18 protein-coding genes are annotated in these 20,143 nt (G+C 27.4%); all 18 read left to right on the top strand.

Translation table 11 applies throughout. The features are described from left to right. Positions 1–332 precede the first annotated feature (332 nt). The 18 genes from aspS to ACMX2D_RS01725 all read left to right on the top strand — a co-directional run bounded on the left by aspS (position 333) and on the right by ACMX2D_RS01725 (position 20,137). Positions 333–2,105 (top strand): aspartate--tRNA ligase, encoded by a 1,773-nt coding sequence (gene aspS / locus ACMX2D_RS01640; protein WP_414972476.1) that lies wholly within the window; start codon positions 333–335, stop codon positions 2,103–2,105. Continuing rightward, positions 2,095–2,808 carry a tRNA threonylcarbamoyladenosine dehydratase gene (locus ACMX2D_RS01645; protein ID WP_009447714.1) on the top strand — a complete coding sequence of 238 codons (714 nt, stop codon included), beginning with the start codon at positions 2,095–2,097 and terminating at the stop codon, positions 2,806–2,808. Before aspS ends, ACMX2D_RS01645 begins: the two co-directional genes overlap by 11 nt. Next, a complete protein-coding gene (locus tag ACMX2D_RS01650; RefSeq protein WP_414972478.1) occupies positions 2,796–3,224 on the top strand; it encodes a SoxR reducing system RseC family protein in 429 nt (142 codons plus the stop codon). The genes ACMX2D_RS01645 and ACMX2D_RS01650 overlap by 13 nt, the downstream gene beginning before the upstream one ends. Before the next feature lie 91 nt (positions 3,225–3,315). Next, positions 3,316–3,573, top strand: a complete 258-nt coding sequence (locus ACMX2D_RS01655) for an SdpI family protein (protein ID WP_414972480.1) — start codon at positions 3,316–3,318, stop codon at positions 3,571–3,573. A gap of 522 nt (positions 3,574–4,095) precedes the next feature. Next, positions 4,096–8,220, top strand: a complete 4,125-nt coding sequence (locus ACMX2D_RS01660) for an FMN-binding protein (RefSeq protein WP_414972482.1) — start codon at positions 4,096–4,098, stop codon at positions 8,218–8,220. Then, the gene (locus tag ACMX2D_RS01665) at positions 8,221–8,901 is read left to right on the top strand and encodes a hypothetical protein (RefSeq protein WP_414970833.1); all 681 of its coding nucleotides are present in this window, start codon (positions 8,221–8,223) and stop codon (positions 8,899–8,901) included. A 421-nt stretch (positions 8,902–9,322) separates the two neighbouring features. Beyond that, on the top strand, positions 9,323–10,489 hold the full coding sequence (locus tag ACMX2D_RS01670) for an FTR1 family iron permease (RefSeq protein WP_009447836.1): 1,167 nt from the start codon (positions 9,323–9,325) through the stop codon (positions 10,487–10,489). A gap of 67 nt (positions 10,490–10,556) precedes the next feature. Further along, positions 10,557–11,279 carry an iron transporter gene (locus tag ACMX2D_RS01675; protein ID WP_414972484.1) on the top strand — a complete coding sequence of 241 codons (723 nt, stop codon included), beginning with the start codon at positions 10,557–10,559 and terminating at the stop codon, positions 11,277–11,279. Between the two features lie 103 nt (positions 11,280–11,382). Beyond that, on the top strand, positions 11,383–12,711 hold the full coding sequence (locus ACMX2D_RS01680; protein ID WP_414972486.1) for a Fe-S-containing protein: 1,329 nt from the start codon (positions 11,383–11,385) through the stop codon (positions 12,709–12,711). Between the two features lies 1 nt (position 12,712). Continuing rightward, entirely contained in the window at positions 12,713–13,993 is a 1,281-nt protein-coding gene (locus tag ACMX2D_RS01685; protein ID WP_009448321.1) for an ABC transporter permease, read from the top strand. A 7-nt stretch (positions 13,994–14,000) separates the two neighbouring features. Further along, on the top strand, positions 14,001–15,200 hold the full coding sequence (locus tag ACMX2D_RS01690) for an ABC transporter permease (RefSeq protein ID WP_414970830.1): 1,200 nt from the start codon (positions 14,001–14,003) through the stop codon (positions 15,198–15,200). A 3-nt stretch (positions 15,201–15,203) separates the two neighbouring features. Next, entirely contained in the window at positions 15,204–15,881 is a 678-nt protein-coding gene (locus tag ACMX2D_RS01695; RefSeq protein ID WP_009448273.1) for an ABC transporter ATP-binding protein, read from the top strand. Positions 15,882–15,913: 32 nt separating this feature from the next. Further along, positions 15,914–16,315, top strand: coding sequence for an FMN-binding protein (locus tag ACMX2D_RS01700; protein ID WP_414972488.1), 402 nt, complete (start codon positions 15,914–15,916; stop codon positions 16,313–16,315). A gap of 21 nt (positions 16,316–16,336) precedes the next feature. Then, positions 16,337–16,795: a DUF4418 family protein gene (locus ACMX2D_RS01705; protein ID WP_414972490.1), complete on the top strand. Its 459-nt coding sequence runs from the start codon at positions 16,337–16,339 to the stop codon at positions 16,793–16,795. A gap of 23 nt (positions 16,796–16,818) precedes the next feature. After that, a complete protein-coding gene (locus tag ACMX2D_RS01710) occupies positions 16,819–18,027 on the top strand; it encodes an ABC transporter permease (protein WP_414972492.1) in 1,209 nt (402 codons plus the stop codon). Continuing rightward, complete coding sequence (locus ACMX2D_RS01715; protein WP_414972494.1) at positions 18,020–18,700, top strand: ABC transporter ATP-binding protein; 681 nt, start codon at positions 18,020–18,022, stop codon at positions 18,698–18,700. The genes ACMX2D_RS01710 and ACMX2D_RS01715 overlap by 8 nt, the downstream gene beginning before the upstream one ends. A gap of 260 nt (positions 18,701–18,960) precedes the next feature. Continuing rightward, entirely contained in the window at positions 18,961–19,236 is a 276-nt protein-coding gene (locus tag ACMX2D_RS01720; protein WP_414972496.1) for an HPr family phosphocarrier protein, read from the top strand. Positions 19,237–19,651: 415 nt separating this feature from the next. Continuing rightward, positions 19,652–20,137: an NADH-quinone oxidoreductase subunit NuoE family protein gene (locus ACMX2D_RS01725; RefSeq protein WP_009448332.1), complete on the top strand. Its 486-nt coding sequence runs from the start codon at positions 19,652–19,654 to the stop codon at positions 20,135–20,137. Positions 20,138–20,143: the final 6 nt, after the last annotated feature.

A 20,143-nucleotide genomic window follows, 5' to 3' on the forward strand; every position in this document is an offset into this window, starting at 1 on the left:
TGAGTAAAAGAAAAAAATATTTTAAAATTAAGGAGTTAATAATTTATTATTTGCTCCTTTTATATTTTTAGTTATAAAATGTTTATATTTAATTTTATTGACTTTTTTTTGTTTTGTTGTTATAATTAATAAAAATTAGAATAGTAAGCGATGAAGGAAAAAAGTTTTGTTAAGATTTTTAGAGAGGTAACATTTGGTGAAAGTTACTAATTAATACAAAATGGGACAATCTGGAGCTGTTATATTAAAGAGAGATACCTATAATTAGGGTGGTACCGCGGATTTAATTCGTCCCTGCATTTTTGCAGGGATTTTTTTATAAGGAGGAAAATATGGCACAAATGGGAAATTTAAGAAGAACACATATGTGTGGAAACTTAAGAAAAGAGGATATTGGTAAAGAAGTAATTTTGATGGGCTGGGTTGCTAAAGAAAGAAATTTGGGTTCATTAATTTTTATGGATTTGAGAGATACAACAGGGATTTCACAAATAGTTGTGAGAGATACTTTAGGAGAAACTATATTTAATAGCGCTAAAGAGATAAGATCTGAATTTGTTTTGGCTGTTAAAGGAATTGTTTCTGAAAGGGAAAGTAAAAATCCAAAAATACCTACTGGTGATATTGAAGTTGAAGTAAGTGAACTTGTGATTTTAGATACTGCACAAACACCGCCAATTTATATAAAAGATGATGATAATGTTTCTGAAAGTTTAAGATTAAAATATAGATTCTTGGATTTAAGAAAAGAAAGTTTACAAAATAATTTAAAGTTAAGGGCTAAAGTATGTAAGGTTATAAGAGATTTTTATACTGAAAATAATTTTGTGGAAATAGAAACTCCATACCTTAATAAACCTACACCTGAAGGAGCAAGAGATTATCTTGTACCTTCAAGAGTAAATCCAGGAAATTTTTATGCTCTTCCACAATCTCCACAAATTATGAAACAACTTTTGATGATTTCAGGAATGGATAGATATTTTCAAATAGTAAAATGTTTTAGAGATGAAGATTTAAGAGCAAACAGACAGCCTGAATTTACTCAAGTTGACCTTGAAATGAGTTTTGTTGATGTTGAAGATGTTATTGATGTAAATGAAAGAATGTTAAAAAAACTATTCAAAGAAATTAAAGGAATTGATATTGAATTACCTATAAAAAGAATGAAATATGATGATGCAATGGAAAAATATGGAAGTGATAAGCCGGATTTACGTTTCGGTTTTGAAATTAGAAATATTACTGATTGTGTTAAAAATGTTGAATTTGATTTATTTAAAAATGCAATTGCTTCAGGTGGAAGTGTAAGAGCAATTTCAATCGGAAAATATTCAAAGGAATATACAAGAAAGAAAATTGACAAATTAATTGATTCAATTAGAGATTATGGTGCAAAAAATCTATTTTGGATAAAAATTGCAAATGGAGAAGTTACATCTTCAATTTCAAAGTTTTTAAACGAAGAAATCATTAGTAATATAAAAGCAAAAATGGAAGCTGAAAATGATGATTTAATTTTAATTCTTGCAGATAAAAATGATATTGTTTTAAACTCATTAGGAGCTTTAAGATGTGTAATTGCAAAAGAAATGAATTTATTAAATCCAAATGAATATAATCTATGCTGGATTGTAGATTTCCCACTTTTTGAATATGATGAAGAAGAAAAAAGATATGTTTCAAAACATCATCCGTTTACTCATCCAAAAGATGAAGATATTAAATACTTGGAAAGCAATCCTGAAAAAGTTTATGCAAAAGCCTACGATATAGTAATAAATGGTGATGAACTTGGAGGAGGTTCTATTAGGATTAATAATTCGGATTTACAAAACAAAATGTTTAAAGCTTTAGGACTTAATAAAGAGGAAACAGAAGTAAAATTCGGATTTTTACTTGAGGCATTGAAATATGGAACACCACCACATGGAGGTCTTGCGTTCGGACTTGATAGATTGATTATGTTACTTGCGGGTACAAACAATATAAAAGATGTAATAGCATTTCCAAAGACACAATCCGCATCCGATTTACTTACAGATGCACCTTGTATAGTATCAGAGGCACAACTTGAGGAGTTAAATTTAAAAATTGGAAGATAATATTTATTCAAGAACAGAAACTTTAATCGGAAAAGATTCTCTAAATATTCTAAAAAATTCTAAAGTTATAGTATTTGGAATTGGAGGAGTAGGAAGTTTTACAGTTGAATCTCTTTGTAGATGCGGAATAGGAGAGATTTCACTTGTAGATTTTGATACTATTGACATAACTAATGTAAATAGACAAATTCACGCTATGTTAAATAATATCGGAAAATACAAAGTAGATGAAATGAAAAAGAGAATAGAGCTTATAAATCCTGATATAAAAGTAAATATCTTCAAAGAAAAACTGGAAAAGGATAATATTGAAAAATTTAACTTGAAATATTATGATTATGTTGTAGATGCAATAGATACTATTACTTCAAAAATTTATTTAATAAAATATTGTTTTGAGAACAATATAAAGGTAATTAGTGCAATGGGAGCGGGGAATAAATTGGATCCTACAAGATTTAAAGTAGCTGACATTTATAAAACGTCTGGTTGTCCGCTTGCAAGAGTAATGAGAAGGGAATTAAAAAAAATTGGAGTAAAAAAATTAAAATGTGTTTATTCTGATGAGATTTCAATTGGAGAAAAAATTGAATCTGATATGATAAGAAAATCATCTCCTTCAAGTATAAGTTTTATTCCTTCAACTATGGGACTTATTATTACATCAGAAGTAGTAAAGGATTTGATATTATGGAACAAGTAGGATATATAACTAAAATTTTACCTGAAGATAAATGTAAGGTTTTGATTTCAAGGATAAGTGGGTGTAAAGGAACCTGTAAAACTTGTGGAGGTTGTCCAACACCTACTATGCATATAGTTATGAAAAATACATTGGATGCTGAAGTTGGAGACCGTGTAAAGATAGGGATTGATAGTAATATTGTATTAAAATATTCTATTTTCTTATATGGTTTTCCTATTTTAATGTTTATACTTTCAATATTGTTAGTGAATATTGCTTTCGCAAATTTAAAAGGAATTGATATAATTGGATTTGTGGTCGGTTTGTTTACAATGTTTTTAGCATTTTTAATAGTAAAATTAGTAGATAAAAAGTATGCATATTTAGCTACAAAAACAATGTACATGGAAGAAATTATTTCAAAAAAAGATTAGATATTAGTAGATGCTTACTCTTACAATACAGATTGGATGTTTTAATATGATTTATGTTGTGGCAATTGTATTTATATCAGGGGGGATTATTATGAAAGTATTTCCTCCAAAGTTCAATTCAGGAATATATGGTTTTAGAACTAAAAAGTCGAGTAAAAATAAAGAAAATTGGGAAATTGCCCAAAAGAAATCATCAAACTATATTATATTTTTTGGAATATTAGACTTTATTTTGGCATTTATAAATGATGCTTTTATAAAAAATAATTTGTATTATGATTTACAAGGACTTTTTGTAATTGTCTATTCAATTTTAATATATGTTCTAGTTCAAAGAAAATTGAAGTAAAAATCAATTTGAAATTTATATATTTAAACTTTAAGACATATCTTTAAATATTAATTAGAGATATGTCTTTTTTTGTAAAAGCAAGATTTAAGTAATCCGGCTAAAGAAGATATTATTTTGTTTTTAAAATATAGGCAGTATGCAGATTAATGATATCTTTGAAAAATATCATTAATAAAATCACAAATTGTTTATTTTTTAATAAAAATTTTTTATACATAAAAAACTTCGTTAAATTATGTAAAAATTCACTTAATAATATATAATTGTAATAAATATCTTTAATAACTATGAAAAATATTTTTAAATAATTAATAAATTTTTAAAAATAATAGAATAAAATATGAAATTAGTTATTAAATATATCTAATTAGAGTTTATTAATAAGAAAAATTAATATTAAAATTGTTGTTTTTAGTTGAAAAAAATTATTAATTTTAGTAGAATTGATAATGTCTATTGTTATATTTATAAATAAGTGACAAATTTATAAATTTAACAAAATAAATATTGGGGGAATTTATGAAAAAAAATAGTATTATTGCCGGTTTATTTGTTTTTTGTATTACAACAGCTGGAATAGGTTACACTGTATATAATAGTGTTTATTCTGATAAACAAAGACACAGAATAAATGAAACTACAAAACTTGATAGTGTAAAGTCTCCAAATGAATTGAAAGATGGAGAATATACTGCCAGTGCCGAAGGTTATGAAGGTACTGTAACAGTAAAAGTTGTAATTAAAGAAGGTAAAATTTTTTCAGTTGAGGTACTTTCACATAGTGAAACAGATGAATATTATGAAATGGCAAAAAAAATTTTAAAAACCATTGTAGAAAAAAACACATTTAATGTTGATTCAATTTCTGGAGCAACAGTTACTTCCGATGCGATTAAAGTAGCTGTTTATAAAGCTCTTGTTCAAGCTGGAGCAAAAACAAGTGATGTAGCTACGAATCTTGAAAAGGAAAATAAAGAATTAAGAGATAGAGAAAAAGCAAAGTTGTTTGCAAAACAAACTTCAGCCATTACTGGTAAAGTCGGATTTAACAGAAATAATTTAAAAGACAGTACATTTATCGGTGTAGGATATGGATATAATGGACCAATCAAGGTTTCAATTTCCATAAAAAATGGAGTAATATATGATGCAAGAGTTATAAGTCATAGTGATGATTATCCATATTTCACTTGGGCAAAAAGTGTGCTAAATAAAGTTATAAATGGTAGTAGCAATATTGATACAGTATCGGGGGCAACTGTTTCTAGTAGGGGAATATTGAATGCTGTAAAAGATGCTTTAAGAAAAGCAAGTAATGGAAATAACAGTCCTGATATTAATATACCTGAAGAAACTGAACAAAACATTCCAAGGCAAAATAGCCGTGAAATCGAACAAATAAAAAAATATTTTAAAGGTTTAAAAGACGGCGTTTATATTGGAAAATCAAGTGGATACTATACAAATTCACTTGAAGTTCAAGTGACTGTTAGTGGTGGTAAAATAACAAAAATAGAATTAATTAAAAATAATGATGACAAGTCATATTTTGATAATCAAAAAGCAGGATTATTGGAGAGTAGGATTATTTCTAATCAATCAACAAATATTGATACAATTTCCGGAGCTACAACGTCATCAAAAGGTTTTATAAATGCAGTTGTTAATGCCTTAGAAAAAGCGGTAGATTCTAATGGAAGTGATGCTGATAAATATATTTATTCTCCTAAGACTATAATTGTAGAAGTAGGAGAAACTATCGGATTACAAAAAATAAGAAACTCATTGGAAAAATTGCCTAAAGACGTTCAAATTAATATAAAAAATAATGCAGATACAAGTTCTACAGGAAATACGAAAATTGTAGTTGAACTTATATTCAAGGACAAGAGTAAGAAAGTAGTAGAGATCCCTGTATTAGTAAATGATAAAGCTGATGGTATCTTTAAGTTTTTATCTGCTGAAGAAGTTAAAAATCTTGATAAAAATATAAATTATCCTGATGGAGTTTACTATGGAGATAGTTACGGATTTGTTTCTAATAAACCTATTCCTGTAAAAGTTACTATTAAGAACAATAAAATTGAAGATATAGAACTTGTTCAAGAAGAGTTGGATAGATTAAAAGGATTAACTGCACCGGGAAAAATAGATGATGGTGGGGTATTCCAAGATAAATTCTATACTGTAATTAACAGAATTAAAAATATGCAAAATATTGAATCTCTGATATATAAATTTGAAGTATTAAGGACTGCTGCCGGAGAGGTTATGAAAGAAGCTCAAGGAAAAGAGCAAACGGTTGAAGTTTATAGAGCTGCATTGGATAAAGTTATTGGAAAACATAATTTTGGTAAATGGGGACTTACTATAGATCAATCTCATTTAACAGGAGAGAGAAATATTCATGACAGGATATTCACATTGCTAAAAATATATGTTAGAGAAGAATTAGGGTATGATGGGGAAGATTATGATGCAGTAAGTGGTGCTACTTTCACTGCAACTGGAACAGCAACTTCTATTAAAAATGCATTATTGAAAGCTAAAAAATTTAATTTTTATGATATGAGAGTTGATGACAGTAGTTTTAAAACTTCTTATAAAGAAGGAGATAAGCTTAATTTAAAAGATTTAAAAGTCACTATTTATAAAAAAAATAATAAGGAAATTACAGTTTCTTATTCGGATTTTGATAAATATGGATTGAAAGTAATTAATGACCATAAGAAAGAAATAAAAGACGGATTAATCTTAAATAAAGAAAACTTAGGACATAATGTATCTGATGGATTGAAGCTTAGAATAGTTCATGAAGAGAGTAATAGTTTTAAATTTTTAAATACAATTCTCATATCTAAAAATATGAATAAGAATTTTGAAATATCTGGAATTAAGATAAAAGCTAAGGATAGTTCTGAGTGGTATGATACTAATGGTTATAATACTACAGACTTTATTCAAGATATTACAGTTTCAAAAGAGGTTGCTAAAAAACTTAATAATAAAGAAATTGAGTTTAAGATAATAGCTAAAGACAAAAAAACTTCTGAAGAAATAGAAATTCCTTTAATGCAATCACAAAATAAGACTTTAATTGCAGATTTTGTTAGTGGAGAATACACACTAGATGTTATTGAAAAGTATAAAGGTGTGTTATTTAATAATACTTTCCGTATAAAAACAAAAGTTGAAGGAGAAATTCCTAAGGCATTTTTGTACAAAGAAATACCGGAAACTTTGATTATATCTAAAGGAGCTGAAATAACTGATTCTAAAATAAGAAGTGTTCTAAAAAATTTACCTGATAAAACTAATATTTCAATTTTGAAAGAAGTTGATATAAACAAAGCAAATGACACTATTCCACAAAAACTTTTAATAAAATTATCATTTGATGATGGTAGTGAAAAAGAATTGGAGATAGATGTTATTGTAAAAGAAAAAGTTAATACTATGGCAGATAAATATGTTTACAAAGAAAAAGACTTAATTACAATTAAAGGCAAGGAAGTAAAATTGAGTCATTTAAATAACTTTTTTGATGATTTACCTGAAGGTACTAAGATAGAGATTATTGAAAATGCAAATGTAAGTGAAGTAAATGAGACAGGTACTTTAATGAAAGTAAGGCTTAAATTTACAGATAAAAGTACAAAAGATATATCAATAAATGTTATAGTAAAGGATACTGCTCCAAACAAAGCAGAGGAATTTAAAATTTTATATCCTGAAATAAAAAATGAAATAGTAAATGTAGTGGTAAAAGACCCTAAGTATGGAAATAAGGAAAATTTTGCAGAAACAGTTAAATGGGGTGCATTTTCAGACTTTGCTATAAATAGAGATTTAAAATTGAAATCTCGTTCTTCAGATATTTCACGTATTGAAGTAATACAAGAACCGGACAGATCGAAACTAGGAAATCAAAAAGGAAAGATAAAATTAAGCTTTAATGATGGATCTAAACTTGAATTAGAAATTTCAGTTAAAATAGTTCCATATCCTGTATATAGAATATTCAGATTAATGTCAAATAAGATGCAATATGATTTACAAGATAAGTTCAATTTAAATGATTTAAAAGTAACATTATTTATGTCTAACAAATTGGAAAATGAATCCGATTGGGCAACTACCGGAACACCTATTTTAAATATACCTTATTCAGATTTTCACTTGTTTGGAATTAAAATTGTAGATTTAGATTCAAAGAAAGAAATAGAAAATGACAGTATTATAAGTTCACTGATTAAGAATAAAAAATTATCAGTTGGAGCTTACTGTGAAAATTTAATTCAAAAAAATGATTATGAAAGTGGAAATAAATTGGTTGAAATTTTCAATATAAAAATAAGAAATATTGATGAATGGAAAGAACCTGAAAAAAATCCGGAAGAAAATAAAGAAATAAAAAATAGTGTAGAAAGCAATAAGAATCAAGATTCAGAAAAAGTTATGAATTCAAAAAAAGAAACTAAAAATGTTGATGAATTGGAGAATTCTTCTGCAGAAAATAAAATTACTGAAACAGGATATACAACTAAAGAAAAAGTATCTGAAACAGATTCGAACAATTTAGGAAAACCATCCGATGACTCAGTCCAAAAACAAAATTTTAAAATTAATGAAAAGGAAGATTAGATGAATTTAATAGTAGGATTAATTGCAATAACATTATTTTATATTTTATTTGCAAATATTATAAAAAAGTATCCAATTCTATTTTATATGGCGACTTATATATTAATAATTCCGGTTGTATTGTATTATCAAACAAAGTTTTATAAAAATATGCCAATTTGGTTTACAAAATATATTATGGATATTTTTCAAAGAGGCATATTTTCAACAGTAACATTTATGATAGTAATGTTTTTAGGAGTTATTACAACTCATAACAAATATACAAGGAAACTTATGAGTATAAGAGGTGAAATGTCAATTATAGGTTGTTTTGCAGCGATTTGTCATAATGTAGCATTTGGGATAAGATATTTTGTAGAATTTTTTACAAATGCATCAAAAATGAATGTTTATACTAAGACGGCAACTATAATAAGTTTAATCCTTATATCAATGATGTTACCGCTTATGATAACTTCATTCAAGTGTGTGAGAAAGAAAATGAAAGCTAAAAATTGGAAAAATTTACAAAAGTTAGCATACCCGTTTTTTTATCTAATATATGTACACTTGATGATTCTATTTATGATTAAGCCTGAAAAACATATGTTGTCAATAGTGTTATATACAGTTATTTATATGTTATATACAATTCTTAGGGTTAGAAAATATTTTGTAACTAAAAATAGACAAAGATAAAAAAAAAAGACTATTGCAAAGTAAAATGCAATAGTCTTTTCTATCAAATAAAATAATTTGTTTTATAATAATAATCTATCATTTATTTTTACACTAATATATATTGTTATAAGGGTTTTATTAAATGAAAATTTTTATTAATTTCTTGAAATTTTTCATTGAATATGATAATATATATTTGATAGATTTAATATTGAGTTTAAAGCATTGATTTTTTATGGTTAATGCTTAACTTTTTCGCTATTTATGTGATATATATTATCTTTATCATATATTGTTTTTAGGGAGGTGCTAAGTTATAAAAAAAATATTATCTTTTTTTCTAATACTTTGTAGTGTTTTATTTGTATGTAATATTGGAAACGTCGATGCCAAAGTTGAAAAGAAAAAGTATTCAAATTGGCAAGAAGTTGCTAAAGATATGCATATAAAATTTACAGAAGCAAAAGAGTATGCTGATAAAAAGGATTTCAAAAGTGCTTATAAGGCAATGGATTCTGCATATTTTGATTACTATGAGGTTCAAGGCTTTGAAAAAAATGTTATGGTTGCGATTTCTAATAACAGAGTAAATGAAATTGAAGCATTATTTAGAGAAATCAAGCATGCTTTTTTAGGAAATACAAGCGAATCGGTTGAAAAAATAAAAGCATCGATAGATGAACTTGATATGAAAGTTTACAAAGATGCACTTGTTTTGGATAAGGTGATTCCAAAAAGTGCCCCTGATTCGGAAGGAAAGATTGTTTTTGGGAATGCCGAGGTTAAACAGGGGGATGAAAAAGCTAAAAATATTCAAGATTTTTTAACATCTTTCGGATTAATGCTTAGAGAAGGATTAGAAGCAATTTTGGTTTGTGTTGCAATTATTGCTTATCTTGTTAAGACGGGTAATAAACATCTTTGTAAATCAGTTTACTTGGGAATGGGTGCTGCCGTTATATGTAGTTTCGGTTTAGCAATAATAATAAATTACTTATTAGGCGGAGTTGGACAGGAGTTACTTGAAGGTTGGACTATGTTCCTAGCAGTTATAGTTTTATTCTATGTTAGTAACTGGATTTTATCAAAATCTGAAGAAGAGGCATGGGAAAATTATATTCAATCTAAAGTTCAAAAATCAATAGATAATAAAAGTAAATGGACTTTAGTTTTTGCAGCTTTCTTAGCGGTATTGAGAGAGGGAGCGGAACTTATATTATTTTATAAAGCTTCATTTTCAGGAGGAAGTAAAATTTTATATCCTATGGGAGGACTTATTGCAGCTTCAGTCATTTTAGTTGTTATATTCTTGCTTTTTAGATTTACTTCAGTTAAATTACCGCTTAAACCGTTTTTCTTGTTTACAAGTATATTATTATATTTAATGTGTATCTCATTTATGGGAAAAGGGGTTATAGAGTTGACAGAAGCAGGAGTTATTTCCGGTTCAACAATTATACCCGCAATGCAAGGTTGGACTATTCCAATTTTGAATATTTATGATAGAGCTGAAACACTAATTCCGCAAATTATGTTAGTAATAATTAGTGTTTGGATATTGTTGGGACACTATTTCAAATTAAGAAAAATTAAAAAATCAAATTAATTTTTCTTACTTATCAAATTTAGTTATTTATTTTTATGAAAAACAAAAAATTAGGAGGATTTATTTTATGAAAAAGTCAAAAATGGTTGTAACATTAGCATTATTAGCATCAGTAGGTTTAGTTGGTTGTCAAAAGAATGACACAGCTAAAATAAATGAATTACAAAAATCAATTGAAGAGAAAGATAAAAAAATCTCTGAATTAACTGAAAAATTAAAAGATGCCGGTGTTGAAGATGAAAAAGCAGAAGAAGCTGAAAAACCTGGTGAATCAGGATTTGAAGAAATTAAAATCGGAGAAGAAAAAATAGTAGGACCTTTCCAAGTTGCTACAGTATATTTCCAAGGGGTTGATATGGTTCCTGAAGGAAGACAACCAAGTGCAGCTGAATCAGATATGCACTTAGAAGCAGATATCCATTTAACTAAAGAAGCGGGTAAAAAATTCGGTTTTGGTAGTGGAAAGGATATTTGGCCTGCATATTTAACAGTAAACTATAAAGTATTATCAACAGACGGAAAAGAAGTTACTTCCGGATCAATGATGCCTATGAATGCTGATGATGGAGCGCATTATGGAACAAATATCAAAAAGAATGTGCTTAAGGTTGGTAAGTATAAATTAGTTATTGAAATTCAACCGTCAGCTGACTATTTATTACACACTGATGAAGAAACAGGTGTTCCTGCAATTAAAGATGGTGGAAAAGCTGAAGCATCAAAGTATTATGAAAAACAAACTGTTGAGTTCGAATGGGATTATACAGGTCAACAATTGCAAAACAAATAATAGTAATATAAATATTATTAGTATTTAATATATGACAAATAGGTAAATCCTCTCTTAAAATTTTAAGGGAGGTTTTGCCACGTTTTAGGAGCGAGGTTTTATTTTGGGAAAATTTTATGTTGATGTAATTTTTACTATATGTGCATTTTCTTTTTTCTTTGCATTAGTTTTGTCTTTTTTAAAGAAAAATATATCTTTATTAAATAAAATAATTTCCTTTTCAATTTTAGGATTAGGAATTATTTTAGGTTTATATATACATATACTTAGAGTTAAAAATAAAAAAGAAATGATACATACAGTAACAAAATTGAATAGATATGTCTTTGCATTATGTTTATTTATTTTTATTTTACTAAGTATTTTTTTAATTTTGAGTATTCTAGTAAAAAAACATAAGCGAATTTACAAAGTATTTATTTCTTTAAATTTGGCATTTATGTTTATTGCAATTTCCTGTATGCTTTATTTAATAATACCTAGACTATTAACTCAAGCAATGGAATTTGTTGCGTTTGGAGAAGATTCTGTAAGTACAATGACTTTGTTTAGAATAAGTGGGTATATACTTGGAATTTTAACAGGAATTTTACTTGTATTGGCATTTTATAAATTCTTAATAAGATGTAGTAAAAGACAATATACTATAATGTTTATTGCAGTATTTATCAATACTTTTCTAGAATATGCTCTAAGGGGAATTACAGCTATTGTTAGACTTAAAGAATATTTGAGAAAAGATTTTAATATGGCTCCGATTTTGACTGAAAAGAGTAATATTTTTGGAATAAAAGTTTTTGATTTGATGATTTTTGAAGATAAAAGCGAAGCATATTTCATTGGAATAGCTTTTATAATAATATTATTGGGAGCAATATTCTTTGTTTATAATAATTTAAAAGTTAATGGCAACTTTGAAACCAATGCAAGTTTAAGAAAAGAAAAATGGAGATTAATTGTAAATAGAAGATGGGCATATTTTACAACTGTCTTATCTTTTGTTATGTTGTTTTCTGCAACATATTTAAATTATCAACTTACAAAGCCGGTTGAACTAACTGCTGCTCAGCCTTACCAAGAAGAAGGAAATAATATTGTAATTCCTCTATCTGATGTTGATGATGGACATTTGCATAGATTTTCTTATAAAAAAGATGGACATGACATAAGATTTATAGTAGTTAGAAAGCCTAACAGCACTTCTTATGGCGTAGGACTAGATGCTTGTCAGATATGTGGTGTTGCAGGTTATTTTGAAAGAAAAAATGATATAGTATGTAAAAGATGTGACGTTGTTATGAATAAGGCAACTATAGGATTTAAGGGTGGATGTAATCCTATACCTTTTGAGTATAAAATTGAAAATTCAAGGATAATAATTGATAAAAAAGTTTTAGATAAAGAAAAAGAAAGATTTCCAATAGGTGAATAATATGTTTTGGAGAATGGTTTTTGGAACTTTAATCAGACAACGAAAAAAGATGTTTATGATAGCATTTACTGTTGCACTTGGCGTTTCGCTTGCAACCGGAATGTTAAATGTAATGCTTGGGGTTGGAGATAAAGTAAATAAAGAACTTAAAACTTATGGAGCAAATATAAATGTAGTTTCTAAAGATGCTTCACTTATTTCTGATTTATATGAATTGGAAAATTCAGAAACTGCAACGAAGGATAAATATTTAAAAGAAGAAGATTTACCTAAAATTAAACAAATATTTTGGGGGTTTTCGATTGTGGATTTTACTCCCTATCTTGAAAAAACTGCAAAAGTTAATAATCAAAAAACTAAATTTATAGGTACATGGTTTGCCAAACATATGGATTTAACAACAGGTGAACAAATTGATACCGGAATGAAAAATTTGAAAAATTGGTGGAAGATTAATGGAGAATGGTTAAATGAAGATGATAATGACAGTGTTATGGTTGGAAGTTTATTTGCAGGAAGAAATGGAATAAAGGTTGGAGATAAAATAGAAGTTAGTAGTGGTAAACAAACCAAGGTTTATAATGTTAAAGGGATATTTGAATCAGGCGGTAATGAAGACTTAAATATATTTTCCACTTTAAAGACTGCTCAAGAATTATATGATGCTAAAGGTAAAATTTCAAATATAGAAGTTTCTGCACTTACAACTCCTGATAATGAATTGGCTAAAAAGGCAACAAGAGATCCAAACAGTTTAACACCAACCGAGTATGAAACTTGGTATTGTACTGCATATGTAAGTTCCATTTGTTATCAAATCCAGGAAGTTGTTGAAGATAGTGTTGCAAAACCTATAAGACAGGTTGCTGAGTCAGAGGGAAAAATTTTAGATAAAACTAAATTACTTATGATACTAATTACAGCATTGGGTTCAATAGGTTCAGCACTTGGAATCTCAAATCTTGTTACAGCAACTGTAATGGAGAAGAGTCAAGAGATAGGTCTTATAAAAGCAATAGGGGGTTCCAATTTAAGAATTATGTTGCTTATACTGACTGAGATTGTATTGACAGGAATTATTGGAGGTATAGCAGGATATTTTATAGGACTTGGATTTACTCAAATTATTGGTATTACTGTATTTGGTTCATATATTGAACCTGCTGTTATGGTTATTCCGATAGATATTGCTTTGGTAATAGGGGTTTCCTTAATAGGAAGTATTCCTGCTATACATTATTTATTTAAACTTAAGCCGACAGAAGTTCTTCATGGAAGGTAGGATTAAAATGAGCAAAAGAAAAATGTATTTAAAAATGATTTTAAGTTCTTTCATTAGAAGAAAGTCAAGAATGGTAGTAGCGCTTTTAGCGGTTATAATTGGAGCTACAATTATGTCAGGGCTTATTACAATATATTTTGATATTCCAAGACAGTTGGGGAAAGAATTTAGATCTTATGGAGCAAATTTTATATGTTTACCTAATGAGGGAAAAATAAGTGAAGAAGAATATAATAAATTCAAAGAACTTGTAAAAAATAAGAACGTTGTAGGAGTTGCTCCTTATAGATATGAGACAACAAAAATAAATCAAAAGCCTTATATTCTTGCAGGAACTGACATGGAGGGGGCAAAAAAGAACAGTCCATTTTGGTATATTGAAGGAGAATGGGCAACTAATAGTGATTCAAGTGAAGTTATGGTAGGAAAAGAAATTGCCAATACTTTGGGACTTTCTGTTGGAGATAAATTTAGAGTTGGTGGAGTAAAGCATGGTAAAAGTGCTGTTGCATCGGATGTAAATGATTCTGCGGAAAAAAGTAAAAATAAAGATACGGGCGATGATTTTTATGATGTGACTTTAACTGTAAAAGGAATCATTACTACAGGTGGGAAGGAAGAATCTTTTATATTTTTAAGTCTTGAAAAACTTAATGAAATTGTAGAAGATACTACCAAAATTGATTCTATTGAATGCAGTATAGAAGCTAATCACAGTGAGTTGGATAATTTTGCCAAGGAGTTGAATGGTAAATTACCGAATGTTTTTGGGACAGCGGTAAAGAGAGTTACTCAATCTCAAGATACAGTCTTAAATAAATTAACTGCTCTTATATTATTAGTAAATGTTGTTATTTTGGTCTTAACAACAATTTCTGTTTCAACAACTATGATGGCAATAATTGCTGAAAGAAGAAAAGAAATCGGATTAAAGAAAGCACTTGGCGCTCATAATAAAGAAATAATAATGGATTTTATTGGAGAGAGTGTATTACTTGGATTGATTGGAGGATTAATCGGAGTCGGATTTGGATTTGTATTTGCTCAAAGAGTAAGCCTTAGTGTTTTCGGTAGGACAATTACTTTCCAATATCTTTTGATTCCTGTAATTGTTATTATTTCAGTATTAGTAACTACTGCAGGTTGTATATTACCTGTTAAAAAAGCTGTTGAGATTGACCCTGCTTTGGTATTAAAAGGAGAATAGAATATGGATAATGATAAAGTAATATTAGAACTTAGGGATGTTTCCAAAATATATGAGTCAGTTAACGCTCTTAGCAATATAAATTTAAAAGTTAAAAAAGGTGATTGGATTGCTATAATGGGTTCATCCGGTTCTGGAAAAACAACTATGATGAATATAATAGGCTGTATGGACAGGCCATCGAATGGACAAGTTTTAATTGACGGTGTTGATATTTCTAAAGAAAGTCAAAAAAATCTAACAAATATAAGGCGAGAAAAAATAGGACTTATATTTCAACAATTTCATTTGATTAGTTATTTAACTGCTCTTGAAAATGTAATGGTTGCACAATATTATCATAGTATGATTGATGAAAAAGAAGCAATGGAGGCTCTTAGAAAAGTAGGCTTAGCTGATAGAGCTAAACACTTGCCAAGTCAATTATCCGGTGGAGAACAACAAAGGGTTTGTATCGCGAGAGCATTAATAAATAATCCCGAAATTATTTTAGCTGATGAGCCTACAGGAAATTTAGATGAAGCTAATGAAATTATGGTTATAGAAATTTTGAAACAACTTCATAAGGAAGGTGCTACAATAATTGTTGTAACTCACGACCCTGAAGTTGGAGATGAAGCTATGAGAAAGATAACTTTAGATTATGGGAAAATTATAGATGATAAATTATTGACAACGTAAATTTTTATATTATAATATGTTTGGTGGTATATATGAGAAAAAATATTTTTAAAAGTTTTATTATTCTAATTATTTCTATGGTATTTGTTACAGCTTGCAGTTCTAAAAAAGAATTAAAAGACGGAGTGTTTGAAGGATACTATAAAGATGAAAGTGCTACTGTTAAAGTTGTAATAACTATAAAGGATAAAAAGATTGTAAACTGTGTTAGGGAAGAAAGAGATAATAAAAATAATAAGATAAAAGATGAAAATTATGGTAAAGATGATGCTGATTTTAACTATAAACAAGCTCAAAAGGCTGTAAAAAATAGCGAAGGATATGCTAAAAAGCTGGTTGAAGTTCAAGATATTGAGAAAGTTGATTCAGTTAGCGGGGCTACTGTATCTTATAAGAGATTTAAAAGTGCAGTTAAGGACGCTTTAAATAAATAATATTTTTTAAGGGGGATTTTCGTGAAAATATTGAAGAAAAAATGTGTAAATATTTTAGTTTTATTCTTAGGATTAATTTTGTCTCTAACACCATTTGTAATAGCGCCGGTTTGTCCTGCGATGACAAACGGAATGAGAATGAGCTGCTATTATAGTGGATTGTTGGCTACTTATGTTGGAATGGGTATTGTTGTAATTTCATTAATTTCTATTTTTGTTGAAAATAAAATTATAAATATTATTTTTTCTATTATTAATATAATTGCGGGAATTAGTGTTCATTTGATACCAAATAAAATTATAAAGCTTTCTATTGGTATGGGAAAAGATGGTACTCCTAGATTTATGGGATATTGTATGAAAGACAATATGGAGTGTATAAAACATCATACATTTACAATAGTTTCTATTTTGGGAATTTTAATTGCAATTATTTCAATTGTATATATAGTTTATATTTTTATAAAAAAAGAAAATTAGTTTGTATAGAAAAGAGTTAAAAGATGAGTAATAAAAAAATAGATATTAAATTCTTGGCAAAGGAAAATATTAGAAAAAAACCACTTAGAAGTATTTCATTAATAAGTATAATTGCTATTTTTGTACTATTTTTATTCTGTGGAACAATTTTATCATCAAGTATTTCCGGTGGAGTTAATAATCTTTCAAATAGACTAGGAGCTGATATAATAGTTGTACCAGAAGGGTACAAGGCAAATATTGAAAGTGTCCTGTTAAAGGGTGAGCCTAGTGAGTTTTATCTTCCTGATAATTCTTTGGAAAAGATAAAAAAAATTGATGGTATAGAATCTGCAACTCCACAACTTTATGTAGCTACACTTTCTGCATCTTGTTGTTCATATCCTGTTCAAATTATTGGTATAGACTATGATTCAGATTTTCTAATTAAGCCTTGGCTACAAAAAAGTTTAAATAGGGAATTAAAAGATGATGAAGTTATAGTTGGTAGTAATATAATTGGAGAAAAAAATTCAAAAGTTAAGTTTTTTGAAGAAGAACTTGATATAGTAGGAAAACTTGAACAAACCGGAATGGGATTTGATGCTACAGTTTTTGTGAATATGAAAACAGCTAGAAAGCTAGCCAGAGCGAGTGAGAGAATACAAAAAAATCCTGCATCAGAGGGTGAAAAGATTTCTACTATATTGATAAAATTAAAGCCTAATTATAGTGCATCGGAAGTATCAAATAAAATAATGAAAGAGTATACTAAAGATGGAATGTTTGCAATGTTTAGTAAAAAATTTGTAAATGAAGTTTCCTCAAATTTAAAAGTTATTTCTAGTTATATTTATATTTTAATAGCTGTAATTTGGGTTATGTCTATGGTTCTTTTAGCAGTTGTATTTTCAATTATAGTTAATGAGAGAAAGAAAGAACTTAGTATTTTAAGAGTTTTAGGAGCTTCCAAGAAAAAATTATCAAAAATAATTATGTATGAATCTATATATATTGGATTTTACGGATCGGTTCTTGGAATAATAGTTGGTATAATTTCGGTGTTTTCTATTATACCAATTATTCAAAAAAATTTGAATTTACCATTTTTAACTCCTTCAATCTATAATTTAGTGTTGGTTTCAATATTTAGTTTGTGTGTTGGAACTTTGGTAGGTTGTTTATCATCACTAAATGCTACTAGAAAGATAAGTAGAACAGATGCTTATTTAACAATGAGGGAGAATGATTAGAATGTTAAGAATAGAACAATTATGTAAAACATTTGTTAGAGCAAAAGAGTTTAATGCAGTTGATGAAGTAAATTTAGAAATAAATGATGGAGAATTTATTGCTATTATAGGGAAATCAGGAAGTGGAAAATCAACCCTTTTAAATATAATTTCAGGAATATTAAGTCCAACAAGTGGAAAAATATTTTTTGATAATAAAGAAATCAGTTCTCTTTCGGATGATGAAAAATCTTTTATAAGAAATGATTTAATAGGATTTATTCCACAATCAACAGTTGTATTATCTACTTTAAATGTACTTGACAATATTTGTTTGCCATTTTTTCTAAGTAAAAGAGAAGGTGATCCTGTTGGTCGCGGAAAATATCTATTAAAAGAATTGGGTATTGAAAACTTAGAAACATCATATCCAAGAGAATTATCTGGTGGAGAGCTTAGGAGAGTGACAATTGCAAGAGCTTTAATGAATTATCCCAAAATAATTCTTGCTGATGAACCTACTTCCGATTTAGATGTAGAAAATACAAAGGAAGTTTTAAAAACACTAAAAGAGATAAATAAAAAAAATAATACAACAATTATACTAGTTACTCATGACCTAGCATGTCTTGATTATGCAGATAAAGTATATACAATGTCTTCAGGTAAAATTACAGAGGGTAAAAATATTTAATACAGAAGCGGAAACTGATTGATTTATAAATTAATCAGTTTTTTTGTTGAAAAACTATCTATATATTAAGTATTTTGAAAGGGGGAGTATTCAATATATTAAACATATAAAATAATAATAGAAATTTTAAAATGAAAACATTATATAATATACAAATTTATTAATAGTATTAAAAAGTTTAAATAATATATCTAAATGTGGACTTTTCTGTATATATTTGATATAATTTATAAAAGAAATAAAAAATAAAGGGGGCAGTTATGTTAAAGGAAAAGGTTATAGTCAATTCGGAAATTGGGCTTAATGCCAGAGTAGCTTCTATGTTTTTAAGAAATTCAGTAAAATTTAATTCTGAAATTATATTAATTAAAGATAATAACAGATATAATGGAAAAAGTATTTTGAGTATTTTGTCAATGCAAGCTCGAAATAAAGAAGAGATAGAAATAGAAATAACGGGTGATGATGAAATAGAAGCTATGGAGTGTTTAAAATCATTTTTTGAACAAGACTTAAAAGAATTCTATACAATTTAATATAAAAATAATTATAAAAGAATCTCTTATCGGTATAGGAGATTTTTTATTTTGTTAATAATTATTTAAATGTAAATAACAAGATTAATTGTTAAATTAGAATGTTAATAATTTATATATAATTAGATGTTAAATAAAATATTTTTTTTAAAAAATGTATAAAAATTTTTAATGCTTAAAAGCTAAAATGCTTGAAAAATATTGATATTTTTGATATACTTTAGTTATAATGTAGCATAGTTTTTCGCTATATTTTATATAGAATAACTACATATTTGTTATATACTAAAATAATTACATATTTATATTTTTTATAGTTTACAATTTAATATTGATGTTTTTAAATATATACTATATATTTTTTTATTATATAATTGTATGAGTTTTTCTAAAACTTTTTAAAAGGAGGCAAATTATGGCTTTTGTTTTTAACGTTGAAGAAAATCAAGACAAAATAGATGAGCTTTGTGAATTTATTGATAAGAAAAAAGACATTCCGGGAGCATTGATGCCGGTTTTACAGGAAGCACAAAGTATTTTTGGATATCTTCCTGAAGAAATAATGGATTTGATAGCAAAAAGAATGAAAATATTTCCTGCTAAAGTTTTTGGTGTAGCTACTTTTTATTCACAATTTTCATTTATTCCTAAGGGTAAGTATCAAGTTTCTGTTTGTATGGGAACTGCTTGCTATGTAAAAGGAGCTCAAGAAATTTTAAATGAGTTTTGTGATAAAGTAGGGGTAGAAGTTGGTGGAACAAGTGAAGATTTGAAATTTTCCGTTGCTCAAACTCGTTGTATCGGGGAATGCAATTTAGCACCTGTTGTTACAATAAATGAAGATGTATATGCTCATATAAAAAAAGCGGACATCAGAAGAATATTAAGAAAATATAAATAGGGGTGA

This window comes from Parvimonas oralis (genome assembly GCF_047608425.1).
Taxonomy (GTDB): Bacteria; Bacillota; Clostridia; order Tissierellales; family Peptoniphilaceae; genus Parvimonas.